This window comes from Pseudomonas sp. ATCC PTA-122608 (genome assembly GCF_001952855.1).
Taxonomy (GTDB): Bacteria; Pseudomonadota; Gammaproteobacteria; order Pseudomonadales; family Pseudomonadaceae; genus Aquipseudomonas.
Genome location: NZ_LPNO01000014.1, coordinates 76165 through 101697, shown reverse-complemented (window position 1 = coordinate 101697; position 25533 = coordinate 76165). Strand labels below are relative to the sequence as shown.

The window sequence follows — 25533 nt, the reverse complement described above, 5'->3', positions numbered from 1 at the left end:
CTTATTCAGCGCCTTCGTGGGGTTCCCAGTCGCGGGTGCGGCTGACTGCTTTTTGCCAGCCGGCGTAGAGTTTTTCCTTCGCGGCTTCTTCCAGTTGCGGTTCGAATTGGCGCTCGATCACGGCCTTGCCGCGCAATTCGTCCAGGCTGCCCCAGAAGCCGCACGCCAGGCCGGCCAGGTAAGCGGCGCCCAACGCGGTGGTTTCGCGCATTTGCGGGCGCTCAACCTGGGTACCGAGGATGTCGGCCTGGAATTGCATCAGGAAGTTGTTGGCGACTGCGCCACCGTCTACCCGCAGGGATTTGAGGCGTTCGCCGGAATCCTGCTGCATCGCGTCGAGTACGTCGCGGGTCTGGTAGGCAATCGACTCCAGGGCGGCACGAATGATGTGGTCCACGCGTACGCCGCGGGTCAGGCCGAACAGCGCGCCACGGGCATACGGGTCCCAGTAGGGAGCGCCCAGGCCGGTGAAGGCCGGTACCAGGTACACGCCGTTGCTGTCCTTGACCTTGCCGGCGAAGTATTCGGTGTCGGTGGCATCGGCGATGATCTTCAGCTCGTCACGCAGCCATTGCACGGTGGAACCGCCGTTGAACACGGCGCCTTCCAGGGCGTAGGCCACTTCGCCACGGGGGCCGCACGCGATGGTGGTGAGCATGCCGTGCTTGGATTTCACCGCTTTGTCGCCGGTGTTCATCAGCAGGAAGCAGCCGGTGCCGTAGGTGTTTTTCGCCTGGCCCGGTTCTACACACATTTGGCCAAACAGCGCTGCCTGCTGGTCACCGGCGATACCGCCGATGGCGATGCCGCTTTTGGTGCGACCGTAGATTTCCGAGGAGGACTTCACTTCCGGCAGCATTTCGCGCGGCACGTCGAGAATCTCCAGCATCTTCGAATCCCACTCCAGCGTGTGGATGTTGAAGAGCATGGTGCGCGAGGCGTTGGTGTAGTCGGTGACGTGGGTCTTGCCGCCGGTAAATTTCCAGATCAGCCAGCTGTCGATGGTGCCGAACAGCAGCTCGCCGTTACGCGCACGTTCGCGGCTGCCTTCAACGTTGTCGAGGATCCACTTGAGCTTGGTGCCGGAGAAGTACGGGTCGGTGACCAGGCCGGTGGTGTCGTTGATGTATTGTTCGTGGCCGTCGCGCTTGAGCTGCTGGCAGATCTCGGTGCTGCGGCGGCATTGCCACACGATGGCGTTATAGATCGGGCGGCCGGTGATTTTGTCCCAGACCACGGTGGTTTCACGCTGGTTGGTGATACCGATGGCGGCGACCTGGTCGTGGTGCAGGCCGGCTTGTGCCAGGGCCTCGACCATCACCGCGCTCTGGGTGGCGAAAATTTCCATCGGGTCATGTTCGACCCAGCCGGCTTGCGGGTAATGCTGTGTGAATTCACGCTGGGCGGTGCAGACCACGTTGGCGTCACGGTCAAAGATGATCGCCCGGGAACTGGTGGTGCCCTGATCGAGGGCAATGATGTAGTTCTTATTCTGAATGTCGGTCATGTCGATTGCCTTGGACGGAGAATAGGGGAGTCAAGTAAACAACCTGGGCCGCAAAAGGGCAGTGCGGCCCAGGCTATCGCGTCAGGAAGTACGGGTTTTGCCGCTGGCGGCCGCTTCGGTTGCATCAGTTGTAGCAGGTGCGGCGCTGGGCAGGTGGCGGGCAATCAGCCCGCGATACGCGGCAGCACCGAGGCAGGCACCGACAATCGGTGCAAAAATCGGAATCAGGAAGTAAGGAATGTCGCGCCCGCCGGTGAAGGCCATTTCACCCCAACCGGCGAAAAAGGTCATCAGCTTGGGACCGAAGTCACGGGCCGGGTTCATCGCAAAGCCGGTCAGCGGGCCCATGGCACTGCCGATCACGGCGATCAGCAAACCAATCAGCAGCGGTGCCAACGGGCCACGGGGCAGGCCGTTGTTGTCGTCGGTCAGGGCCATGATCACGCCCATCAGGATCGCGGTAATGACCATTTCCACCAGGAACGCCTGGGCCGTGCCCAGCAGCGGATGCGGGTAGGTGGAGAACACCGACGCCAATTCCAGGCTGGCCTGGGTGCCGCGAATCATATGGTGGGTTTGTTCGTAATCGAAAAACAGGTTGCTGTAGAGCGTGTAAACCAACGCAGCCGAGCAGAAGGCGCCGGCGACTTGGGCGATGATGTAGAACGGCAGTTTGCGCTTGTCGAAATCGGCAAAAATGCACAGGGCGATACTGACCGCCGGATTGAGGTGAGCCCCGGAAATACCGGCGCTCAGGTAGATCGCCATGCTGACGCCGATCCCCCAGATGATACTGATTTCCCACAAGCCAAAGCTGGCACCCGCGACCTTGAGCGCAGCAACACATCCGGTACCGAAGAAGATCAGCAACGCAGTGCCCAGGAACTCGGCCATGCATTGACTTGAGAGTGAAGGCTGTTGAAGAGCAGTTGTCATGGAAAACCTCTGTTTTTGTTGTTGTCTGGCGTTTTGCCGCAACGGGCAATCGGCGATTTTCACCGTGGCGAGGATCCCCATCCTCTTCGCGGCTTACTGCTGTGAATCCGCAGGTCTATTCCTACAGTATTCGTAAACGAAAAAATATAGACAAGAATGACGGCTGTCAAAGGTCGAAAGTGAACGATTGGTCATTTTGTAATTATTGGTGCGGTGAATGATCGTGGCGTGAGCGCCGGGAGTTGCAGAAAAGGAGTGCGCGAGGTCGTGGCAGAGGGCTTGGGACTAGAGCCTTTTGCCACGTGTTGGCCTAGAATTGGCTGTCTGCTTTTTCACCGTTTTGCCAAGCCTGGAGCCCGCATGACGCCCGCATTGGACCTGTTGAAAAAAGTTCGCGCCGAACATCGAATCCACAGTTACGAACATGACCCCAAGGCGGCGTCCTATGGTCTGGAGGCCGCAGAGAAATTGGGGCTTGATCCGGCGCAGGTGTTCAAGACCCTGCTGGCCAGCAGTGAAAAAGCTGAACTGCTGGTGGCCGTTGTGCCGGTCGTCGGAAGTTTGGATTTAAAAGCCTTGGCGCAGGCTGCGGGGGTGAAAAAAGTCGAGATGGCGGACCCGGCTGCGGCGCAACGGGCCACCGGTTACCTGCTGGGCGGCATCAGCCCGTTGGGACAGAAGAAGCGCCTGCGCACCTTTGTCGATGTGACGGCACAGTCGTTTCCGACAATTTTTATCAGTGCGGGAAGAAGGGGGCTTGAGGTGGAGTTGGCAGCAGCGGTGCTGGCCGAGCACACCCAGGCCAAGTTCGCGGAAATTGGCCGGGCGTGATGGTCTCTGCAGGATCGAGGGGGACGCCTGGTTCTTGCTTGCGAAAACTTGAGAACGCTGTGTTCATCCAGAATGCCAGCGTCATCGTTAACGACCTTCGCGAGCAAGCTCGCTCCTACACGGCCTGGAACAACACCAGGTGTTCTGCTGCCACGCGAATGCCCACATCGGCACCGACCAGATGATCGGCGTGGCTGGGGAAAATCGATTCCAGCTGCGCACCCGTAGGCAACTGCAAGCGATACAGGGTCGAAGCTCCGAGGAATGTCTTGCCAACAATCCGCGCTGTTAGGGCGCTGTCCGGTGCATAAACGATGTCGTCCGGGCGCAGTAATACATCCACCGCACCCCCGGTGGGCCAGGTGTAGGCACGATTACCGCGCAACTCGCCCAGTTCGGTGGTGACCGATTCCGGCGTGTTCAACTGCCCGCGAATGAAGTAACCCTGGCCAATGAAGCTGGCGACAAAGGGTGTCAGCGGTTCGTGATAGAGATTGTAGGGCGTATCCCACTGCTCCAGGCGACCTTCCTTGAACACGCCGACATGGTCACTCACTGCGAAGGCTTCCTCCTGGTCGTGGGTCACCAGAATCGCACTGGTGCCTCGGGCCTTGAGGATGTCGCGGACCTCATGGCTGAGCTTGCGCCGCAGTTCGCCATCGAGGTTGGAGAAGGGTTCGTCCAACAGCAGCAGTTGCGGTTCCGGCGCCAACGCGCGGGCCAGGGCGACGCGCTGTTGCTGGCCGCCGGAAAGCTCATGGGGGAAGCGCTTGCCGAGGTTTTTCAGGTTCACCAGTTCCAGCAATTCAGCGACCACCCGCTCTTTTTGCGGGTGCTTGCGAATGCCGAAGGCGATGTTGTCGGCCACGCTGAGGTGTGGAAACAGCGCGTAGTCCTGGAACACCATGCCGATCCGACGTTTCTCCGGGGCCAGTGTGAAACCGGAGCTGGAGATGACTTCGCCCGCCAGGCTGATCTCGCCTTCGTGCACCGGCTCAAACCCGGCAATCGCTCGCAGGGTGGTGGTCTTGCCGCAGCCCGAGGAACCCAGCAAGCAACCGATGTCACCGGCGTTGAGGTGCAGGTTGAGGTTCTGCACCACCCGTTGATCCTGATAACCGCATGCCAGATTGCGTAGGTTCAGCAGTAATGGCTGGCTCATGCAGGGCGGTACGCCGGCGCAACCAGAAATTCGAGCAGGGCTTTTTGCGCGTGCAAGCGGTTTTCTGCCTGGGCCCAGGCCACTGAACGTTGATCATCCAGCAGGTCGAGGCTGATTTCTTCGCCACGGTGGGCGGGCAGGCAGTGCATGAACAGCACGTCCGGCGCGGCCAGGTCGAGCAGGGCGCGGTTTACCTGGAATGGAGCGAACAGCTTGAGGCGCTTGGCGGTTTCCTCTTCCTGGCCCATGGAGGTCCAGACGTCAGTGCTCACAAGGTGCGCGCCGATGACCGCGTCACGCGGGTCGCGAACGATGGTCACGCGGTCGCCGGCCTGGGCCAGGAACTTGGCGTCCGGCTCATAGCCTTCAGGGCAGGCAACGCGCAATTGGAAGTCGAACTGGATCGCCGCTTCTATATAGCTGTTGCACATGTTGTTGCCGTCACCGATCCAGGCCACGGTCTTGCCCTGGATCGAACCGCGCTGTTCGAGGAAGGTTTGCATGTCGGCCAGCAGTTGGCACGGGTGCAGGTCATCGGACAGGCCGTTGATCACGGACACGCGGGAGTTGGCGGCAAATTCGGTCAGGGTGCTGTGGGCGAAGGTACGGATCATCACCGCATCCAGCATGCTCGACATCACGATCGCGCAATCGCTGATTGGTTCGCCACGGCCCAGTTGGGTATCCCGAGGCGAAAGGAAGATGGCCTGGCCGCCGAGCTGGATCATGCCTGCTTCGAAAGATACGCGGGTGCGGGTGGACGACTTCTCGAAAATCATCCCGAGCACGCGGTTTTTCAAAGGCTCGAACAGTACGCCGCGGTTACGCAGGTCTTTAAGCTCAATGCCTCGACGGAGCACGCTGACCAGCTCTTCGGGCGTGCAATCCATCAGGGAGAGAAAGTGCCTTGCGCTCATCATTAACTACCTTTTTGCAACAGACCGCAGATACTCAAAGCCTTGTTTATTTTGAAAACGGGCGAGACCTGCGGCGAAAGCCGCACGGGGCGACGAAATAGGGGAAGGCGCGATCTTATAATTAAATGTCGCGTCTTACCAATAGGGCTACAGTTTTTAGGGGAGTTCAAGGACGCGGGGAGGGCGCTTTTGAAGCCTGTTTCCTGACAGCAGCGGGTCATTTGTACACTGGCGCTGCGCCACATTGCAATGCGCGAAGGCGGGCGCGGGCCGGGCTGCGTCGGTTTCAGCGGGTTGTCGGAGGCTTCTGAAACATTTCCTGATGTTTCCTCATGGCCCGGCCTGATGCCGTTGGATTCACGCGACGAACGTTGCTGGCGCTGCTGCCGGCGGCGGGCCATAGTTTTCGTCCGAAGCGCTCAGCCCACAATAAAGAGACTGGCCATGACCAAGACTCTCCACCACCGTGCCTGCCATCTGTGCGAAGCCATCTGCGGCCTGACACTGGAAACTACCCAGGGTGAAGACGGGAGCCTGGCAATCACCTCAATCAAGGGCGACCCGCTGGACACGTTCAGCCGTGGCCATATCTGCCCCAAGGCCGTGGCCCTGCAGGACATCCAGAACGACCCGGACCGCCTGCACCAGCCCATGTTGCGGGTGGGCAGTGAATGGCAGCCTATCCCGTGGGACGACGCCTTTGCGCTTGTAGCCGAGCGCCTCGCGGGCATCCAGGCGCGTCACGGGCAGAATGCGGTGGCGGTGTATCAGGGCAACCCGAGCGTGCACAATTATGGCCTGATGACCCACAGCAATTACTTCCTGGGCCAACTCAAGACCCGCAACCGCTTTTCCGCCACATCGGTGGATCAGTTGCCCCACCACCTCACCAGCCACCTGATGTACGGCCACGGTCTGTTGCTGCCGATTCCGGACATCGACCATACCGATTTCATGCTGATCCTCGGCGGCAACCCGCTGGCGTCCAACGGCAGCATCATGACCGTGCCGGATGTGGAAAAGCGCCTGAAGGCCATCCAGGCCCGGGGCGGCAAAGTCGTGGTGGTTGACCCGCGGCGCAGCGAGACGGCAGCCATAGCCGATCAGCACTTGTTTGTACGCCCGGGCGGCGATGCCGCGTTGTTGTTCGGTTTGCTTAATACGCTGTTCGCCGAGAACCTGACCCGTGACAGTCACCTGCCGATCGACGGCCTGGATGAAGTGCGCCACGCCGTGGCCGGATTCACCGCCGAGGCCATGAGCCGTCAATGCGCGGTACCCGCCGAGCAGATCCGCCAGTTGGCGCGGGACTTCGCAGCGGCTGATACCGCTGTGTGTTATGGCCGCATGGGCGTGTCGACCCAGGCGTTCGGCACGCTGTGTCATTGGCTGGTGCAGTTGATCAACCTGGTCACTGGCAATCTGGATCGAGTGGGCGGTGCCTTATGCACCACGCCGGCAGTCGACCTGGTGGCTTCCACCTCCGGTGGGCACTTCAATCGCTGGCAGAGCCGGGTTTCCGGGCGACCGGAGTACGGTGGCGAGCTGCCGGTGTCGGCACTGGCTGAAGAAATGCTCACCGAGGGTGAAGGACAAATCCGCGCGTTGGTGACGGTGGCGGGCAATCCTGTGCTGTCCACGCCTAACGGCCGGCAGTTGGAGCAGGCGCTGGATGGCCTGGAGTTCATGGTCAGCGTCGACCTGTATATCAACGAAACCACGCGTTATGCCGACTTGATCCTGCCGTCCACCTCGGCGCTGGAAAACGATCACTACGACACCACGTTCAACATGTTCGCGGTGCGCAATGTCACCCGCTTCAATCGCGCCATCCTGCCAAAGCCTGAAGGCGCGTTGCATGACTGGGAAATCTTCGTCGGCCTGGCCCAGGCGTTTGCCGCGAAGACGGGGAATACGCTCAAACCGACCATGCCGCCGGCGCAGATGATCGATTTCGGGCTGCGGGCCGGGCCTTATGGCGATACCTTGTCCATTGCCGCGCTGGCTGATCACCCCCACGGACTGGACCTCGGGCCACTGAAGCCTAACCTGGCGGGCCGCATGAAAACCGCCAATGGTCATTTGCAGGCCGCACCGCCCGTGATCCTCGCTGACCTGGTGCGCTTTGCCGCGCAGCCAGTGCCTGAGGTGAATGAGTTGCTGCTGATCGGCCGCCGCCATGTGCGCAGCAACAACTCCTGGATGCATAACTACCACCGGTTGGTGAAGGGCAAACCCCGTCATCAATTGTTGATGCACCCGGACGACCTGGCCTATCGCCAGTTGAGTGACGGGCAACGGGTGCGGGTCAGTTCGCGGATCGGCATGATCGAAGTAGAAGTGATGGCCAGCCTCGACATGATGCCCGGCGTGGTTAGCCTGCCCCACGGTTGGGGCCACGGCCGCCCGGGCGTGCAGATGACCATCGCCAGCGGGCAGCCGGGGGCGAGCGCGAATGACCTGACGGATGAGCGGCAATTGGATGAACTGTCGGGCAACGCGGCGTTGAACGGCGTGCCCGTGCAGGTGGCGGCGGCGTAAGGATTGTCTGTCGGGGAGTCCGAGCGTCACGCTAGGCTTTGCGTTACAATGCGCCACCGTGCCGACCCATGAGTCGGAAAGTTCCAGCCGAGGTGTTCCATGGATATCATCGAAACGATCAAAGAGCAGATTGCCAACAACACTATTCTGCTTTACATGAAGGGCGCACCTAACGCGCCTCAGTGTGGCTTCTCCGCAAAGGCTTCCCAGGCAATCATGCAATGTGGCGAGAAGTTCGCCTACGTGGATATCCTGCAGAACCCGGAAATCCGCGCCAACCTGCCGAAGTACGCCAACTGGCCAACTTTCCCGCAGCTGTGGGTTGCCGGTGAGCTGGTCGGCGGTAGCGACATCATCACCGAAATGGCGGCTGATGGTTCGTTGCAGGCACTGATCAAAGACGCAGCAGAAAAAGCCGCTGCGAAGACCGAAGCCTGATTTGTTTTAGGCTGCGGCAATAAAAAGCCCCGCTTCTCGAAAGAGAGCGGGGCTTTTTAGTGGCCGGGAATTAAGGGTTATTCACCCATCTGCGATTGCAGATAATTCTCGATAGTCACTTTGTCGATCAGGCCGATCTGGGTTTCCAGCCAGTCGATGTGTTCTTCCTGGTCTTCAAGGATATCTTCCAGCAGTTCACGGCTGCCGAAGTCGCCCTTGGTTTCGCAATGAGCAATGGCGGCCTTGAGGTCGGTGTGGCTCTTGCGCTCGAAGTTCAGGTCGCAGTTGATCATTTCCTGGGAATGCTCGCCGATGCTCAGCTTGCCCAGGTCCTGCACGTTCGGCAGGCCTTCCAGGAACAGGATGCGCTTGATCAGCGCGTCGGCGTCCTTCATGGCCTTGATGGATTCTTTGTATTCACGCTTGCCGAGCTTTTCCAGGCCCCAATCGTCATACATGCGTGCATGCAGGAAGTACTGATTGATCGCGACCAGTTCATTGGCAAGGATTTTGTTGAGTTGCTGGATGACTGTGATGTCGCCTTTCATGATTGGGGTCCTGCCCTGTATTCGCTGTATATAAGGCGGAGTTTGAGCTGCACATTTACTACTGTCAAACCTAAGTTATTGAATAATAAATGAAAATTAATCGGAATAAGAATGTTTGTGTTCCGCGTCTTGGCGCTAACTGTTTGAATTTCGGGCATAAAAAAACCGGACACTAAGTCCGGTTCTTTAAAACACATCAATTAAGCGTGTGTAAATTCTGCTGAGTAGGGGATCGCAGCCTGGGCAGTTTGCAGCTGCGTCAGGGTTTCCCGTACCACTTGCTTGGCGAGGCAGGCGCATTTGCCGCATTGGCTGGCAACGCCGGTGGTTTCACGTACTTCCTTGTAGCTGCAGCAACCTTCGTAGATTGCTTCGCGGATTTGTCCGTCGGTGACGCCAGTGCAGAGGCAGACATACATAAGGGAGAACCATCGCGGGTAAGGCTTAAGTGCGATGGATCTTAATGTTAACGAGAATGATTGTCAAAGTAGTTTCATGGGTGTTTGAAACAGATTGGTTACCCACTGACGAACGGTTTTTTCCCGAGCCGTGTATGATGGTCGGTCTTCACGAAGCGTGATCCCGTCACAGGGCTGTCGTTTACCTGCGGCACACTGGAAGGGATCCTTTTACTTCAAGTCACCACCATCAGGAGATACCCTATGAGCGTACTCGTCGGCAAACAAGCCCCGGATTTCGACGTACCAGCCGTCCTCGGCAATGGCGAAATCGTAGACAGCTTCAAACTGTCTGAAGCCATCAAAGGCAAATACGGCCTGGTGTTCTTCTACCCGCTGGACTTCACCTTCGTCTGCCCATCGGAGCTGATCGCTCTGGATCACCGCATGGACGATTTCAAGGCCCGTAACGTTGAAGTGGTAGCCGTTTCCATCGACTCCCATTTCACCCACAACGCCTGGCGCAACACCGCCATCAATGATGGCGGCATCGGCAAAGTCAAATACACCATGGCTGCCGACATGAAGCACGACATCGCCAAGGCCTACGACGTTGAGTCCGAAGGCGGCGTTGCTTTCCGTGGCGCGTTCCTGATCGACGACAAGGGCGTTGTGCGCTCGCAGATCATCAACGACCTGCCGTTGGGTCGTAACATGGAAGAGCTGATCCGCCTGGTCGACGCTCTGCAATTCCACGAAGAGCACGGCGAAGTTTGCCCTGCCAACTGGAAAAAAGGCGACAAAGGCATGAACGCTTCGCCAGAAGGCGTTGCGGCTTACCTGACCGAGAACGCTGGCAAGCTGTAAGCCAGATTCGCGGGACAAAAAAACCGGCCTGAGAAGGCCGGTTTTTTTATGCGCGGGATTTGGCTTCAGTCGCCGAAGTCTTCCCAGCCGCCCATCTGTTTCCAGCGGTTGACGATGCCGCAGAACAGTTCGGCCGTCTTCTCGGTGTCGTAGCGGGCCGAGTGGGCCTCACGACCGTCGAAGTCGATACCGGCCGCCTGGCAGGCTTTCGCCAGTACGGTCTGGCCATAGGCCAAGCCGGCAAGGGTCGCGGTGTCGAAGCTGGAGAACGGGTGAAACGGGTTACGCTTCATGTCCAGGCGCGTCACGGCGGCGTTGAGGAAGCCCAGGTCGAAGCTGCTGTTGTGACCCACCAGGATCGCGCGCTTGCAGCCATTGGCCTTCAACGCCTTGCGCACGCCACGGAAGATGTCGGTCAGCGCCGCTTCTTCACTGACTGCCATGCGCAGCGGGTGATCGAGCTTGATCCCGGTGAACTCCAGGGCCGCGGCTTCGATGTTGGCGCCTTCGAACGGCTCGACGCGGAAGAAGTGGGTGTGTTCCGGGAACACAAAACCCTGTTCGTCCATGCCGATAGTCGTAGCGGCGATTTCCAGCAATGCGTCAGTGGCGCAATTGAAACCGCCGGTTTCTACGTCGATGACAACCGGCAGGTAGCCGCGAAAACGCTCGGCCATCGGGTGACGGGAACCGCCACCACCGCCGCCGTGTTCCTGATCGTCGTCGTAATGGTCTTCACTCACGGGTGTTCCTCCAGCAGGCGCCAGCGCAGTGTTTCACCGGCGCGCAGCGGGATAACGGTCAGCTCGCCAAACGGCAGGCTGGTGGGGGCGGTCCAGTCTTCACGGACCAGGGTAATGCGGTCGGTATTCGCCGGCAGGCCGTAGAAACGCGGGCCGTTGAGGCTGGCGAACCCTTCAAGCTTGTCCAGGGCGTTGCGTTGTTCGAACGCTTCGGCATACAACTCGATCGCCGCGTACGCGGTGTAGCAACCGGCACAACCACACGCGGCTTCCTTGGCGTGTTGGGCGTGGGGCGCAGAGTCGGTACCGAGGAAAAATTTCTCGCTGCCACTGGTGGCGGCATCAAGCAGCGCCACCTGATGCGTGTTGCGCTTGAGAATCGGCAGGCAATAGAAGTGCGGCCGAATCCCGCCCACCAGCATGTGGTTGCGGTTGTACAACAGGTGATGGGCGGTGATGGTCGCGCCGACGTTGGCCGAAGCCTCGGTGACGAACTGCACGGCCTCAGCGGTGGTGATGTGTTCGAACACGACCTTGAGGGTCGGGAACCGCTCGACCACGCGGCGCATGTGCTCGTCGATGAAGATCTTTTCACGATCGAATACATCGACATCGCCGCGGGTGACTTCACCGTGGATCAACAGCGGCATGCCCACTTCGGCCATGGCTTCGATGGCCGGCAGGATCTTGTCGATACTGGTGACGCCGGAATCGGAGTTGGTGGTCGCACCGGCCGGGTACAGCTTGGCGGCGTACACGAAACCGCTGGCTTTGGCCTGGCGAATTTCTTCGGGCTGGGTGCGATCGGTCAGGTACAGCACCATCAGGGGTTCGAAGCGGCTGCCGGCCGGTCGTGCAGCGAGAATGCGCTGGCGATAGGCATCGGCTTCCGCGGCGTTACGCACCGGAGGTACCAGGTTAGGCATGATGATGGCGCGGCCAAACGTGCGCGCTACATCGGCCACGGTTTGGGGCAACGCAGCACCATCGCGAAGATGAATATGCCAGTCGTCGGGACGCAGCAGGGTCAGGCGGTCGGACATTGGGGATTCCAGGCGGGTCAATCTGGTGGGAATGCTACCGGAAAAGACTCTTGCAGGCACTCGCTATCAAGTTTTGCAGGATGCGACCGATATCCCTGGGTATGCCTTAACGATGTATGACGCCTTGATGTGTTGTAGAAACCTGTGGAGCCTCCCGTGCGCCAGCATTATCTAGCCCTGCTCAGTGTGTTCGCCAGCCTGCCCGCGATGGCCCTCACGTTCCAGACACGTCTGGAGAATATTGAGTGGAAGGTGGAGGGCGATAAATTCGAGTGCCGCTTGACCCAGCCGATCACTGATTTCGGCTCGGGGGAGTTCGTGCGCCGGGCCGGCGAGCAGGCGACGTTTCGTCTGAAAGCCTTCAGCGGCTCGTTGGGTGCCGGCTCCGCAACCCTGTTGGCGGCCGCTGCGCCGTGGCAGCCGGGGCGCGGTGATATCAACCTCGGCGCGGTGCGCGTCGGCAGCGGTGATGTTCTGTTTAACAGCTCCCAGGCCCAGGCCGGGCGCTTGTTCACCGGCTTGCTCGAAGGTCGTAGCCCGACTGTGCGGCACTATGGGCGCGATGGCGGGTACTCTGAGATTCGCCTGTTGCCGGTGAAATTCAACAAGGCGTACAACGACTATCAGCTGTGCACCACCAAGCTGCTGCCGATGAATTTCGAGCAGGTCAAACAGACTGAAGTGGGTTTCCCGGGTGGTGGCATCGAACTGGATGCGGCGGCCAAGAAAAAGCTCTCGGTGATCCTCGAGTTCATGAAAGCCGACCCGACGGTCAACCACATCGAGTTGAACGGCCACTCCGACAACAGCGGCAATCGCCTGACCAATCGTGATGTTTCGCGGCGTCGAGCATTGGCGGTGATGGACTACTTCAAGGCCAATGGCATCGATGAATCGCAGATTGCCCTGCGTTTCCATGGTGAAAGCTACCCGTTGGCGCCGAACACCAATCCGGCCAACCGGGCGAAAAACCGTCGGGTGAATATTCAACTCGAACGGGTGGTAGCCCCCGAAAAACCGGCGCCCCAAGCCAAAGCGCCAGGCAACGCCGCCGCCACCTCATAAGGTGCGGCGTTTCGTCGCCCGCTCGACATAATCTGTCGCTTTATCTTCATTTGCTGTCGCGCCCCTGTAATTTCACGGTTTTGGTCGGTAGAATCGACGCCTTTCCGTACAACCCCGTGGAGTGATGGCATGGCCGACGTAAACAAGGTCGTTCTCGCGTATTCCGGCGGCCTGGACACTTCGGTGATCCTCAAGTGGCTGCAGGATACTTATAACTGTGAAGTGGTGACCTTCACCGCTGACCTGGGTCAGGGCGAAGAGGTCGAACCTGCACGTGCCAAGGCGCAAGCCATGGGCGTGAAAGAGATCTACATTGACGACCTGCGCGAAGAGTTCGTCCGCGATTTCGTTTTCCCGATGTTTCGCGCCAACACTGTCTACGAAGGCGAGTACCTGCTGGGTACTTCCATCGCACGTCCGCTGATCGCCAAGCGCTTGATCGAAATCGCCAACGAAACCGGCGCTGACGCCATTTCCCATGGCGCCACCGGCAAGGGCAACGACCAGGTACGTTTCGAGCTGGGCGCCTATGCCTTGAAGCCAGGCGTAAAAGTCATTGCTCCGTGGCGTGAATGGGACCTCCTGTCCCGTGAAAAGCTGATGGACTACGCTGAAAAGCACGCCATCCCGATCGAGCGTCACGGCAAGAAGAAGTCCCCGTACTCGATGGACGCCAACTTGCTGCACATCTCCTATGAAGGCGGCGTGCTGGAAGACACCTGGACCGAGCACGAAGAAGACATGTGGAAGTGGACCGTCTCCCCGGAGAACGCTCCTGACAAGGCCCAGTACCTGGAACTGACCTACCGCAACGGCGACATCGTCGCGCTGGACGGCGTCGAAATGACCCCGGCCACCGTATTGGCGACCCTGAACCGTATCGGCGGCGAACACGGTATCGGCCGCCTCGACATCGTCGAGAACCGTTATGTGGGCATGAAGTCCCGTGGCTGCTACGAGACCCCGGGCGGCACCATCATGCTGCGCGCTCACCGCGCCATCGAGTCCATCACCCTGGACCGTGAAGTGGCTCACCTCAAAGACGAGTTGATGCCCAAGTACGCCAGCCTGATCTACACCGGCTACTGGTGGAGCCCGGAGCGTCTGATGTTGCAACAGATGATCGACGCTTCCCAGGCCCACGTGAACGGCGTTGTGCGCCTGAAGCTGTACAAGGGCAACGTGATCGTGACCGGTCGCAAGTCCGACGAGTCGCTGTTCGATGCCAATATCGCCACCTTCGAAGAAGATGGCGGCGCGTACAACCAGGCAGACGCGGCAGGCTTCATCAAACTGAACGCTTTGCGCATGCGTATTGCGGCCAACAAAGGTCGCAAGTTGTTCTGAGTGCTTTAAGTTGCAATGAAAAATGGCCCTTCGAGGGCCATTTTTTTTGGCTGAAAATCCGGCTTAAGTCTTTGCGCAGGATGCTGCGTTTATAGTTCAGCTCAAGACCACCCTGTGCTCAAGGGCGTAATGTTTATATTTTAAGGGTGCAATGTTTATTATTTTCATCCGATAAGAGATGCATTGTTGAAAGTGGTTTTTTTCTCGTGTGTAGGAACTATGTACTACAGAAATTTCACTCAGAAATGTACGACGAATATGTCAGCTACTGACATGCCTGTAGGATTTCTGGAGCGTAATCAAGAATGTCGCATGGAACTTTTAAAACGTGGGTTTCAGCCCGGAACCACGGGCTTTCTGACAACGTACAAGGGGCATTTCCTGAAACTCGTGTGCGTTACGTTTACTCCGCACCCCGTAACCTTGGGAATTTTCACTCAAAATATGTTTGCGCTAGGAAAGGTCTGAAAGCCTCAACAAAACTGGACACCTCCACCTGGGCGTTTTTTTGTAGGTTAAATCCTATGTCGTTGTGGGTTGGGTCTCTGCTTGCTGTTGCTTGGGGGGGAGCACTATGCCAAGCGGGAAACGACTAGGCTATTGTGCTTGCTCTTAATAATTCGAACAGCGAAATTGGACTTGCCCATGAATAAAGTGCTGATCGTGGATGATCATCCCGTCATTCGTCTTGCTGTGCGTATGCTAATGGAACGTCATAGTTATGAGGTCGTTGCCGAGACCGATAACGGTGTCGATGCCTTGCAACTTGCACGGGAGCATATGCCGGACATTGTCATACTGGATATTGGAATACCTAAACTCGATGGCCTGGAAGTTATATGCCGGCTGTCCTCTACCAAACAGGCCCATCCCTTCAAGGTGCTGGTGCTGACTTCCCAGGCGCCAGGACACTTTTCCATGCGCTGCATGCAGGCGGGTGCCGCCGGCTATGTGTGCAAGCAGCAGGATCTCACCGAGCTGTTGAGCGCGGTCAAGGCGGTGCTGTGCGGGTACAGCTATTTCCCCAACCAGGCGCTGAACTCGGTGCGCTCCACAATGGGTAACGCCAGCGAAGCGGACATGGTCGAGCGCCTTTCCGGCCGGGAGATGATGGTGTTGCAGCAACTGGCCCGCGGCAAAACCAACAAGGAGATCGCCGATGGCATGTTCCTGAGCAACAAAACCGTGAGTACCTACAAGACCCGCTTGCTGCTCAAGCTCAATGCACGCTCTCTGGTGGATTTGATCGAACTGGCCCAGCGCAACGGGTTGGTATAGGTCGGCCGCGCACTTACATGCCGTCAGAAAAAAGCCTCCGTAGGGGAGGCTTCTGTTTGTCGTTGGGTCGATTAGAGATCGAAGTCGTAATCGGCCAACTGTTTCTGCAAGCGCCGCTCTTCCAGAAGGTTGTCGATGGTGCGGCGTTTGCTCAAATTGGTCTTGGCCACCTCTACCGGCGCTTCCGCTGCATCATCGTCGGATTCAGCGCCAACAACGTCGTCTTCTACATCCAGTTGTTCTTTGCCAGTGCTCATAAGGTTAACTCCAGGCTAAGACTGCCGTTGGCGCTCCTTATAGCGATAATCTTGAGCCTGGTAAAAAAGATTTTTTCAATCGACTCATCAATAAAAGCAATGATGGCTCAATCGTCGGAAGTCTTTTCCTTGTATTCACACAGGTCTTCGATGCGGCAACTGCCACAGCGCGGCTTGCGGGCCTGGCAGACATAGCGTCCGTGAAGGATCAGCCAGTGATGTGAATCCAGCAGATAGGGCTTGGGCACAAATTTCATCAATTGTTTTTCCACCTCCACCACATTCTTTCCGCGGGCAATCCCGGTGCGGTTGCTGACCCGAAAGATGTGCGTGTCCACCGCCATGGTCAGTTGGCGAAACGCCGTATTCAGCACCACGTTGGCGGTTTTGCGGCCTACGCCTGGAAGTGCTTCCAGGGCTTCACGTGTCTGCGGCACTTCGCTGCCGTGCAACTCCACCAGCAGCCGACAGGTCTCGATGACATTCTTCGCCTTGCTGTTGTACAGGCCAATGGTCTTGATGTACTCGGATAACCCTTCAACCCCAAGCGCGTAGATCGCCTCCGGAGTATTGGCTACGGGATACAACTTGGCCGTGGCCTTGTTGACGCCGACGTCTGTGGACTGGGCCGAAAGAATCACGGCGATCAGCAGCTCGAACGGCGAGGAATAGGCCAGTTCGGTTTTTGGTTCCGGGTTGTCTTCGTGAAGCCGACGGAAAATTTCCAGGCGTTTTGCGGCGTTCATGGGGCGAGCGGTTCCTTGCAGACAGTCAGTGTGGTTACGAAAAACGAGCCCAATAACCCGAGCAGGATAAACGCGGCGGTCATCCGCAGTACACGCTTCATAACGTGCGGCTGATGATCAAGGGCTTCAAGTGCGAGCATCGGCCGCCACCAGTGCCGCAAGCGCCTGCTCTGCTGTTTCGAAGTGTTGTTGCAGGATGATCAACTGCGACTGCTGTTCAAAGGTCGGCGGGTGACCAAAGGCTTTCAACGATTTGTGCAATTGGGCACGGCTCATGGCCAGGTTGATCTTGGCCTTCTTCAAGGCGGCGTCCATCGCGGCGGCTTTTTGTGCACGAACCCGCTCAATGGCGGCCTGGACCGGGTTCTCCGTCGCCGCAGCCACCGGTGCAGCGCGCTTGGTGCGTGCCAGGCGTTCGGCGAGTTTCTGTTCCTCCTCGCGTTGCAGCCGCGCGTTGCGCTGTTCAAACCGCCGCCTTGCCCGATCGCGCTTGAGGCTGCGTGCCTGGCGCTCATGATCATTGGTGGCCAGCCCGCCGACAATCGGCAACACCGTGGTCAACGGGCGCATTTCGATGCAGTCAACCGGGCAGGGCGCCACACACAGGTCACAGCCGGTGCACTCGTCGATAATCACCGTGTGCATCAATTTGGCAGCACCGACGATGGCGTCCACCGGGCAGGCCTGGATGCATTTGGTACAGCCGATGCACTCCGCCTCACGGATAAACGCGATCTGTGCGGGCGCTTCGCCTCGGGATGTGTCCAGCTCCAGCACCGGGAGCTTCAGCAGCTGCGCCAGGCCGGCAATGGTTTCCTGGCCGCCCGGTGGGCACTTGTTGATCGCCTCGCCTTGGGCAATGCCTTCTGCATAGGGCTTGCAGCCAGGATGCCCACATTTACCACATTGGGTTTGCGGCAGCAGGGCGTCGATACGTTGAATCAGGCTCATGGTTTGATCATTGCGTTGGAACCCGGAAAAGCCACGGCCAGCAAAGGGCCAACAGCAAACAGAATCCGATTATCCGGCAAGCGAGGAGGGGGTACTAGCTGAAACCGTCCCATGGCCGAGACCATGGGGCGGTTCGCAGTTTTTACTTGATGCGCTGACCCGGCTTGGCGCCGCTGTCCGGGCTCAACAGGTAGATCTCTTCACCGCCAGGGCCCGCCGCCATCACCATGCCTTCGGAGATGCCGAATTTCATTTTCCGTGGCTTGAGGTTGGCAATCATCATGGTCAGGCGACCATCGAGCTTGGACGGATCCGGATAGGCGCTCTTGATCCCGGAGAACACGTTGCGTTGCTCGTCACCGATGTCCAGGGTGAGGCGCAGCAGCTTGTCGGCGCCTTCCACAGCTTCGGCCTTGATGATCAGCGCGACCCGCAGGTCCACTGCGGCAAATGCGTCGAAGTCGATTTCTGGCGACAGCGGATCTTTCGCCAGTTCGCCATTGCCGGCAGGCGCCGTTTCTCCGGTATCGGTCTTGCTGGCCTCGAGGTCTTCTTTGGACGCGTCGCTCATGGCCTGGACTTTTACCGGGTCGATACGGGTCATCAGCGGCTTGAACTCATTCAACTGATGGTTGCTGAGCAAGGTCGCGTGGTCGTTCCAGGTCAGTGGCGGCACGTTGAGGAACGCCTCGGCGTCGGCCGCCAGCAGTGGCAGTACCGGCTTGAGGAAGATCACCAACTGGCGGAACAGGTTGACGCCCGTGGCGCAGATGGCCTGGACTTCAGCCTGCTTGCCTTCCTGCTTGTTCAGCGACCACGGCGCCTTGTCGGCGATCCAGGCGTTGGCACGGTCGGCGAGGCCCATGATCTCGCGCATGGCGCGGGCAAAGTCGCGGGCTTCATAGGCGTCGGCGATGCTTGGTGCTGCAGCCAGGAACGCGTCGGTCAGTTCTGGCGCGGCGTTTTCAGCCACCAGCACACCGGCGTTGCCCTTGTGGATAAACCCGGCGCAACGGCTGGCGATGTTGACGACTTTGCCCACCAGGTCCGAGTTGACCTTTTGTACGAAGTCTTCCAGGTTCAGGTCCAGGTCGTCGACGCCACGTCCCAGTTTGGATGCGTAGTAGTAGCGCAGGTATTCCGGCGACAGGTGGTCCAGGTAGGTGCGCGCCTTGATAAAGGTGCCACGGGACTTGGACATCTTCTGGCCATTCACCGTCAGATAGCCGTGTACCGCGATGCCGGTCGGCTTGCGGTAGCCCGAACCTTCGAGCATCGCCGGCCAGAACAGCGCGTGGAAGTTGACGATGTCCTTGCCGATGAAGTGATACAGCTCGGCAGTGGAGTCCTTGGCCCAGAACGCGTCGAAGTCCAGCTCCGGCGTACGGTCGCACAGGTTCTTGAAGCTGGCCATGTAGCCAATCGGCGCGTCCAGCCACACATAGAAGTACTTGCCTGGCTCGCCCGGGATCTCAAAACCGAAGTACGGCGCATCGCGGGAGATGTCCCACTGCTGCAGGCCGGCGTCCAGCCATTCGGCGATCTTGTTCGCCACGGCGTCCTGCAGGGTGCCGCTGCGGGTCCAGGTTTGCAGCATTTGCTGGAAATCCGGGAGCTTGAAGAAGAAGTGCTGGGAATCCTTGAGCACCGGGGTGGCGCCAGAGATGGCCGACTTCGGATCCTTCAGGTCGGTAGGCGCGTAAGTGGCGCCGCATTTTTCGCAGTTGTCGCCGTACTGGTCCTCAGTGCCGCATTTAGGGCAAGTGCCCTTGATGAAACGGTCGGCCAGGAACATTTTCTTTTCCGGGTCGAAATACTGGGTGATCGAACGCGTGGCAATGTGCCCGGCGTCCTTCAGACGCAGGTAGATCTGGCTCGACAGCTCGCGGTTTTCTTCGGAGTGGGTCGAGTGGAAGTTGTCGAAATCTACCAGGAACTCGGCAAAGTCGGCGCTGTGTTCAGCCTGGACATTGGCGATCAGTTGTTCCGGGGTGATGCCTTCCTTCTCGGCGCGCAACATGATGGCCGAACCGTGGGCGTCGTCCGCGCAGACATAAATGCATTGATTGCCGCGATGCTTCTGGAAGCGCACCCACATATCGGTCTGGATGTACTCAAGCATATGGCCAAGGTGGATAGAACCATTGGCATAGGGCAGGGCGCTGGTGACGAGGATCTTGCGTGGCTCGGACATGGGGCTCGGCTACTTGATGAAACGGAGGTCGGCCACTATAAAGCGCCGGGAAATTTATTTCACCCCGTGCGGCTGTTTCAGGATTTTCCCGACGGCCGAAAGCGTGCCGCTAAGACGCTGGAACGGTTAGGATAGCCGCCTGTTTTAGTCAGTCTTTTTCGGGAGTAGCCCATGAGCGCCGTCAATCGCGCAGCGGTGGAAGCCGTTCTTCGCCAATACACCGACCCCTACCTGAACCAGGACCCGGTCAGCGCCGGGTGCGTACGCGCCATCGACGTGCAGGGTGACAAGGTTTCGGTCCAGCTTGAGTTGGGTTATGCCGCCGGGCTGTTCAAGAGCGGCTGGGCGCAGATGCTGCAAATGGCCATTGAAGGCCTGGACGGCGTCAGCTCGGCCAAGGTCGACATCCAGTGCGTGATCGCCCCGCACAAGGCCCAGGCGCAGATCCCGGGCCTGGCCAACGTCAAGAACGTGGTGGCCGTGGCCTCCGGCAAGGGCGGCGTGGGCAAGTCCACCACCGCCGCCAACTTGGCCCTGGCCCTGGCACGTGAAGGCGCGCGCGTCGGCATTCTCGACGCCGACATCTATGGCCCGAGCCAAGGCGTGATGTTCGGCATTGCCGAAGGTACCCGGCCTAAGATCAAAGACCAGAAATGGTTTGTGCCGATCGAGTCCCATGGCGTGGAAGTGATGTCCATGGCCTTCCTGACCGATGACAATACGCCGATGGTCTGGCGTGGCCCGATGGTTTCCGGTGCATTGCTGCAACTGGTCACCCAGACCGATTGGGGCAATCTGGACTATCTGGTGATCGATATGCCACCAGGCACCGGCGATATCCAGTTGACCCTGGCGCAGAAAGTCCCGGTGGCCGGCGCGGTGATCGTCACTACGCCGCAGGACCTGGCGCTGCTGGATGCTCGCAAGGGCGTGGAGATGTTCCGCAAGGTCAACATTCCGGTACTGGGCGTCGTGGAGAACATGGCGGTGCACATCTGCTCCAACTGCGGCCATGCCGAGCATCTGTTCGGTGAAGGCGGCGGCGAGAAGCTGGCGACCCAGTACGGGGTTGAACTGCTGGCGTCGTTGCCACTGTCCATGGGGATTCGTGAGCAGGCTGATGGTGGCAAGCCGACCGTGGCTGCTGAACCGGATGGCCAGATTGCCATGGTCTACCAGGAACTGGCCCGCCACGTAGGGGCGCGGATCGTACTCCAGGAAGCTGAGGGCCAGGCGATGCCGACGATCACTGTCAGCGACGACTGATCCACCTGATGGGAAAGAAGCCTCGACGGTGTCGGGGCTTTTTCTTGCCTGGCGAACTTTCAGGGCCCGCTCGTTACCCTTTTACGTAATTGCTGGTGTAAGCATTCACTTACTTTCTCGTAAGTGTTTGGGTTTTTTCGCCGGTGCGGACGTCTTGAATTGATTGCCTGTATTTATATCTTGTTGAAATATAACAATTATTTATTATTGATCGAACGCGCAAATATATAGTTCCGCGATTTGGATCCCGTTGAACTTCCCCGGGAACTCTCTAAGATCAGCCCTGTGTCCACGGATTGACACAGTCATCACGGAATGATGACTCAGGGAACCTCGCAGGATGCGATTCATCAGGATGATGAAAAGGAACACAGGGACTAGGGAAAAAATGTGGGCGGGTCATACCGCCCCTTTTTTTTTTGCCTGTAGAAAAGTGAAACCCGCCCCGCAGAAATGCAAAAAGGCCCGCAAGGGGCCTTTTAGAGGGCTTCGACGCTATCAGCGCTCGAGGTCTGCAATCTTGCCTTTCTTGCCATCCCATTCCGCCGCATCCGGCATCGGGTCTTTGCGCTCAGTGATATTCGGCCAGATTTCCGCCAGCTCAACGTTCAACTGAATAAATTCCTGCATTTCTGCCGGGACTTCGTCCTCGGAGAAAATCGCGACGGCCGGGCATTCTGGCTCACACAGGGCGCAGTCAATGCACTCGTCCGGGTGGATGACCAGGAAGTTCGGGCCTTCGTAGAAGCAGTCCACCGGACACACTTCTACGCAGTCGGTGTACTTGCACTTGATGCAGTTGTCGGTGACGACGAAGGTCATTTCTAATTCTCTCCTCAGGCGGCGGCAGCGAAACCCCTTGTGGCAGGGCTCGCGAGGTTCGGGAGCGATAGTCTGCAGGCCAGGCTAAAAGCCCGCAGCATCCCAAACCGCGCGAGAGTCTACCAGCTTGCACGCGTCTGCGTTATATCCGAGTCTTCAGTGCATATAACATTTCGAGCGCTTTTCGCGGGGTCAAGTCGTCCAAGTCAAGCTTAGCCAACTCATCCAGTACCGGATGAGGCAGGCTGGCGAACATGTCGCTCTGGTGTGGCGCACTGGGTTTGTTGCTGGCTTTGGCCGGGCTGGCCACGGGAACTTCGTGGGGCAGGGCGGTTTCTTCCAGGCGGCTCAGGTGTTCGCGGGCGCGAGTGATCACCTCACTTGGCACGCCCGCCAGTTGCGCCACGGCCAGGCCGTAACTCTGGCTCGCTGGCCCGGGCAGCACATGGTGCAGGAACACGATGCGCTCGTTGTGCTCGGTGGCATTGAGGTGCACGTTGGCCACCAGCGGCTCGTTTTCCGGCAGCACGGTCAGCTCGAAGTAGTGCGTCGCGAACAGCGTATACGCCCGCAGGTGCGCCAATCGCTCGGCCGCCGCCCAGGCCAGGGACAGGCCGTCAAAGGTGCTGGTGCCGCGGCCCACTTCGTCCATCAGCACCAGGCTGCGTTCGGTAGCGTTGTGCAGGATGTTGGCGGTTTCGCTCATTTCCACCATAAAGGTCGAACGGCCACCGGCCAGGTCATCGCTGGAGCCGATCCGGGTGAAGATGCGGTCCACCAGGGACAGCTCGCAACTGGCCGCTGGCACGAAGCTGCCGATATGCGCCAGCAGCACAATCAATGCGGTCTGACGCATGTAGGTGGATTTACCGCCCATGTTCGGACCGGTGATCACCAGCATGCGGGTATCGTCATCCAGCGACAGGTCGTTGGCGACGAACGGCGTGGTCAGAACCTGCTCCACCACCGGGTGGCGACCTTGCACGATGCGCATGCACGGCTCGCTGACAAATCGCGGGCAGTTCAGGTCAAGGTTCAGGGCTCGCTCGGCCAGGTTGCTCAGTACATCCAGCTCGGCCAGGGCGGCGGCGGTGTCCTGCAACGGCGCCAGCTTGCCGATCAAGCTTTCGAGCAAGGCTTCGTAGAGCATCTTCTCCCGAGCCAGGGCGCGGCTTTTGGCCGACAGCGCCTTGTCTTCGAACTCTTTAAGCTCCGGGGTGATAAAGCGCTCGGCGCCCTTGAGGGTCTGGCGACGCTGGTAATCGATCGGCGCCTGCTCGGCCTGCTTGCTTGGCAATTCGATGAAGTAGCCGTGCACGCGGTTGTAGCCGACTTTCAGGTTGGCCAAGCCGGTGCGGGCTTTTTCGCGGGCTTCCAGGTCGATCAGGAACTGCCCGGCGTTCTCGCTCAGAGATTGCAGTTCGTCCAGCTCGGTGTCGTAACCGGTTTTCAACACGCCACCGTCACGGATGATCGCGGGCGGGTTGTCGATGATGGCTTTTTCCAGCAGCGCCGCCAGTTCCGGGTAGGTGCTGGTGGTGACGGCAAGCTGCTGCAGGTGCGGCGCTTCCAGTTCGGTCATCGCCGCTTGCAGTTGCGGCAGGGCGCCGAGGGCATCCCGCAGGCGTGCCAGGTCGCGGGGCCGTGCATTACGCAGACCGATCCGCGCCAGGATCCGCTCGATATCCCCGATTTCCTTGAGTTGCGGTTGCAGCTTTTCAAACCGGTATTGATCCAGCAGGCACGTAATAGAGGTTTGACGGGCTTGCAGCACGGTCAAATCCCGCAGCGGACGGTTCAGCCAGCGGGTCAGCAAGCGGCTGCCCATGGCGGTCTGGCAACGGTCGACCACCGATTGCAAGGTGTTGTCGCGCCCGCCGGCCAGGTTGGTATCCAGTTCCAGGTTGCGACGGCTGGCGCCATCCAGCACCACGGTGTCGTCGAGGCGTTCATGACGCAGGCTGCGCAAATGCGGCAGGGCCGTGCGCTGGGTTTCCTTGGCATAGCTGAGCAGGCAACCGGCGGCGCCGATAGCGAGGGTCAGGGTTTCGCAGCCAAAACCCTTGAGGTCTTGCACGGAGAATTGCTGGCATAGGCTTTTCAGCGCCGAATCACGCTCGAAATCCCACGGTGCGCGACGCTTGGTCCCACGACGACGTTCCGCAGGCAGATCCTTTGGCCAGTCATCCGGAATCATCAGCTCCACCGGGTTGACGCGCTCCAGTTCCGCCAGCAGGTTCTCCCAGCCCTTGATCTCCAGCACCGTAAAGTTGCCGCTGGTGATATCCAGCACCGCCAGGCCGAACAGCCGCTCATCCCCAAGCACCGCCGCGATCAAGTTATCGCGACGCTCATCCAGCAGCGCCTCATCACTCACCGTACCCGGCGTAATAATGCGCACTACCTGACGTTCAACCGGGCCCTTGCTGGTGGCCGGGTCGCCGATCTGCTCACAGATCACCACCGACTCGCCCAGCTTCACCAGCTTGACCAGGTAACCTTCCAACGAATGATAAGGAATCCCGCACATCGGAATCGCCTGCCCGGCCGACTGCCCGCGCGCGGTCAGGGTGATGTCCAGCAACTTGGCGGCCTTCTTCGCGTCTTCATAGAAGATCTCGTAGAAGTCGCCCATGCGGTAGAACATCAACTGATCAGGGTGCTGGTTTTTCAGGCGCCAGTACTGCTGCATCATCGGGGTGTGGGAGGACAGATCGGAAGTGTTTTTACTCATTGGATAGTTAGCAAATTCGTTGAAAGTGATGGGGCAAAGGGGGCGCTTGGCCCAGCATTTTTTGCAATGGGCGCAAGGTTAACACGCGAGGTCGGGGCTTCGCAGTGCACAAACGGTCAGGTAAAAATCTGCAATCAATGCATTAAATATGCAAATTAGCATTTGCCAAGCATGAAAACTGCCTGCACTATCCGCGTTATGCAAAAACGCAACGTTTCTATCGTCTTAAGAGAACTGCTGGACCGCGACCGGATCTCCCCCACGGAGCTTCACCGGCGTACCGGCGTGCCTCAATCCACGCTCTCCCGGATCCTCAGCGGCAAGATCGTTGATCCGTCGGACAAGCATATCTCGCGCATCGCCGATTACTTCCAGGTCAGCACTGATCAGCTGCGCGGGCGCGTGGCGCTGGTGTCGGCGCGGTCTGAGGAACGTGACCCGATGCATTCGGAACTCAAGGACATAAGCCTGTGGGACGACGACACGCCCGTTAATGATGACGAGGTGTCGATCCCCTTTCTGCGCGAGGTTGAATTGGCTGCTGGATCAGGAAGATTCGTCATCGAGGAAAGCGAGAAGGCCAGCCTGCGATTCGGCAAGCGCAGCCTGCGGCATAACGGTGTGCAGTTCGACCAGGCCAAGTGCGTCACGGTGCGTGGCAACAGTATGTTGCCGGTGCTGCGTGACGGCGCGACCGTCGGCGTCAACGCCGGCAAGTGCGGGATTGGTGACATCGTCGACGGCGACCTGTATGCCATCAATCACAACGGCCAACTGCGGGTGAAACAGCTCTACCGCCTGCCTTCGGGGATTCGCCTGCGCAGTTTCAACCGCGATGAACACCCGGATGAGGACTACAGCTTCCAGGACATCCAGGAAGAGCAGATCAGCATCCTCGGTCACGTCTTCTGGTGGGGCATGTACGCCCGCTAACCCTTCTGC

At 59.0% G+C, this 25533-nt stretch carries 22 protein-coding genes and 1 pseudogene; 9 read left to right on the top strand and 14 right to left on the bottom strand.

Features of this window, described 5'->3' with window-relative positions; translation table 11 throughout:
• Position 1 precedes the first annotated feature (1 nt).
• Together glpK and AU074_RS15400 are read right to left on the bottom strand one after the other, a co-directional pair.
• Positions 2-1507: a glycerol kinase GlpK gene (gene glpK / locus AU074_RS15405; RefSeq protein ID WP_063027424.1), complete on the bottom strand. Its 1506-nt coding sequence runs from the start codon at positions 1505-1507 to the stop codon at positions 2-4.
• 81 nt (positions 1508-1588) lie between these two features.
• Positions 1589-2443 (bottom strand): MIP/aquaporin family protein, encoded by an 855-nt coding sequence (locus AU074_RS15400; RefSeq protein WP_076015422.1) that lies wholly within the window; start codon positions 2441-2443, stop codon positions 1589-1591.
• A gap of 360 nt (positions 2444-2803) precedes the next feature.
• Here AU074_RS15400 and ybaK point away from each other — a divergent pair, with 360 nt between their 5' ends.
• Positions 2804-3274 carry a Cys-tRNA(Pro) deacylase gene (gene ybaK / locus AU074_RS15395; RefSeq protein ID WP_010170166.1) on the top strand — a complete coding sequence of 157 codons (471 nt, stop codon included), beginning with the start codon at positions 2804-2806 and terminating at the stop codon, positions 3272-3274.
• Positions 3275-3389: 115 nt separating this feature from the next.
• Here the strand turns inward: ybaK and AU074_RS15390 are convergent, their stop codons facing one another.
• A complete protein-coding gene (locus tag AU074_RS15390) occupies positions 3390-4436 on the bottom strand; it encodes an ABC transporter ATP-binding protein (protein WP_076015421.1) in 1047 nt (348 codons plus the stop codon).
• A complete protein-coding gene (gene argF / locus AU074_RS15385; protein ID WP_076015420.1) occupies positions 4433-5353 on the bottom strand; it encodes an ornithine carbamoyltransferase in 921 nt (306 codons plus the stop codon). The genes AU074_RS15390 and argF overlap by 4 nt, the downstream gene beginning before the upstream one ends.
• Positions 5354-5797: 444 nt before the next feature.
• Here argF and AU074_RS15375 point away from each other — a divergent pair, with 444 nt between their 5' ends.
• A complete protein-coding gene (locus tag AU074_RS15375) occupies positions 5798-7894 on the top strand; it encodes a molybdopterin oxidoreductase family protein (protein WP_076015419.1) in 2097 nt (698 codons plus the stop codon).
• Between the two features lie 99 nt (positions 7895-7993).
• Positions 7994-8332, top strand: a complete 339-nt coding sequence (gene grxD / locus AU074_RS15370) for a Grx4 family monothiol glutaredoxin (RefSeq protein WP_034118308.1) — start codon at positions 7994-7996, stop codon at positions 8330-8332.
• 77 nt (positions 8333-8409) lie between these two features.
• Here the strand turns inward: grxD and bfr are convergent, their stop codons facing one another.
• Complete coding sequence (gene bfr, locus AU074_RS15365; protein ID WP_076015418.1) at positions 8410-8880, bottom strand: bacterioferritin; 471 nt, start codon at positions 8878-8880, stop codon at positions 8410-8412.
• 200 nt (positions 8881-9080) lie between these two features.
• Complete coding sequence (locus AU074_RS15360) at positions 9081-9299, bottom strand: bacterioferritin-associated ferredoxin (protein WP_003208706.1); 219 nt, start codon at positions 9297-9299, stop codon at positions 9081-9083.
• A 243-nt stretch (positions 9300-9542) separates the two neighbouring features.
• Between AU074_RS15360 and AU074_RS15355 the strand changes: the two genes are divergently transcribed.
• Complete coding sequence (locus AU074_RS15355; protein WP_003172097.1) at positions 9543-10145, top strand: peroxiredoxin; 603 nt, start codon at positions 9543-9545, stop codon at positions 10143-10145.
• Between the two features lie 65 nt (positions 10146-10210).
• Here AU074_RS15355 and rnt read toward each other — a convergent pair whose 3' ends face one another.
• Together rnt and pyrC are read right to left on the bottom strand one after the other, a co-directional pair.
• Positions 10211-10888: a ribonuclease T gene (gene rnt / locus AU074_RS15350; RefSeq protein WP_076015417.1), complete on the bottom strand. Its 678-nt coding sequence runs from the start codon at positions 10886-10888 to the stop codon at positions 10211-10213.
• Positions 10885-11931, bottom strand: coding sequence for a dihydroorotase (gene pyrC, locus AU074_RS15345; protein WP_076015416.1), 1047 nt, complete (start codon positions 11929-11931; stop codon positions 10885-10887). The genes rnt and pyrC overlap by 4 nt, the downstream gene beginning before the upstream one ends.
• 156 nt (positions 11932-12087) lie before the next feature.
• On the opposite strand from pyrC, the gene AU074_RS15340 reads away from it, so the two are divergent.
• The 3 genes from AU074_RS15340 (at position 12088) to AU074_RS15330 (ending at position 15621) form a co-directional block, all read left to right on the top strand.
• Positions 12088-12996, top strand: coding sequence for an OmpA family protein (locus AU074_RS15340; protein WP_076015415.1), 909 nt, complete (start codon positions 12088-12090; stop codon positions 12994-12996).
• Positions 12997-13125: 129 nt separating this feature from the next.
• On the top strand, positions 13126-14343 hold the full coding sequence (locus AU074_RS15335; RefSeq protein WP_048720141.1) for an argininosuccinate synthase: 1218 nt from the start codon (positions 13126-13128) through the stop codon (positions 14341-14343).
• A gap of 645 nt (positions 14344-14988) precedes the next feature.
• Positions 14989-15621 carry a response regulator transcription factor gene (locus AU074_RS15330; RefSeq protein WP_003208698.1) on the top strand — a complete coding sequence of 211 codons (633 nt, stop codon included), beginning with the start codon at positions 14989-14991 and terminating at the stop codon, positions 15619-15621.
• A gap of 71 nt (positions 15622-15692) precedes the next feature.
• Here AU074_RS15330 and AU074_RS15325 read toward each other — a convergent pair whose 3' ends face one another.
• From AU074_RS15325 to metG, 4 genes and pseudogenes are all read right to left on the bottom strand, one after another.
• Positions 15693-15878, bottom strand: a complete 186-nt coding sequence (locus AU074_RS15325) for a PA3496 family putative envelope integrity protein (protein ID WP_003208696.1) — start codon at positions 15876-15878, stop codon at positions 15693-15695.
• A 107-nt stretch (positions 15879-15985) separates the two neighbouring features.
• Positions 15986-16624: an endonuclease III gene (nth, locus tag AU074_RS15320; protein WP_010170146.1), complete on the bottom strand. Its 639-nt coding sequence runs from the start codon at positions 16622-16624 to the stop codon at positions 15986-15988.
• A gap of 141 nt (positions 16625-16765) precedes the next feature.
• Positions 16766-17593 (bottom strand): annotated as a pseudogene (rsxB, locus tag AU074_RS15315) (electron transport complex subunit RsxB); the annotation flags it as partial.
• A 124-nt stretch (positions 17594-17717) separates the two neighbouring features.
• On the bottom strand, positions 17718-19769 hold the full coding sequence (gene metG / locus AU074_RS15310; protein WP_076015413.1) for a methionine--tRNA ligase: 2052 nt from the start codon (positions 19767-19769) through the stop codon (positions 17718-17720).
• 171 nt (positions 19770-19940) lie between these two features.
• On the opposite strand from metG, the gene apbC reads away from it, so the two are divergent.
• Positions 19941-21035 (top strand): iron-sulfur cluster carrier protein ApbC, encoded by a 1095-nt coding sequence (gene apbC, locus AU074_RS15305; RefSeq protein ID WP_076015412.1) that lies wholly within the window; start codon positions 19941-19943, stop codon positions 21033-21035.
• Between the two features lie 498 nt (positions 21036-21533).
• Here apbC and fdxA read toward each other — a convergent pair whose 3' ends face one another.
• Both fdxA and mutS read right to left on the bottom strand, forming a co-directional pair.
• Positions 21534-21857, bottom strand: a complete 324-nt coding sequence (gene fdxA / locus AU074_RS15300; RefSeq protein WP_003208688.1) for a ferredoxin FdxA — start codon at positions 21855-21857, stop codon at positions 21534-21536.
• A gap of 142 nt (positions 21858-21999) precedes the next feature.
• Positions 22000-24591, bottom strand: a complete 2592-nt coding sequence (mutS, locus tag AU074_RS15295; protein ID WP_076015411.1) for a DNA mismatch repair protein MutS — start codon at positions 24589-24591, stop codon at positions 22000-22002.
• 198 nt (positions 24592-24789) lie between these two features.
• Between mutS and AU074_RS15290 the strand changes: the two genes are divergently transcribed.
• On the top strand, positions 24790-25524 hold the full coding sequence (locus AU074_RS15290; RefSeq protein WP_076015410.1) for an XRE family transcriptional regulator: 735 nt from the start codon (positions 24790-24792) through the stop codon (positions 25522-25524).
• Positions 25525-25533: the final 9 nt, after the last annotated feature.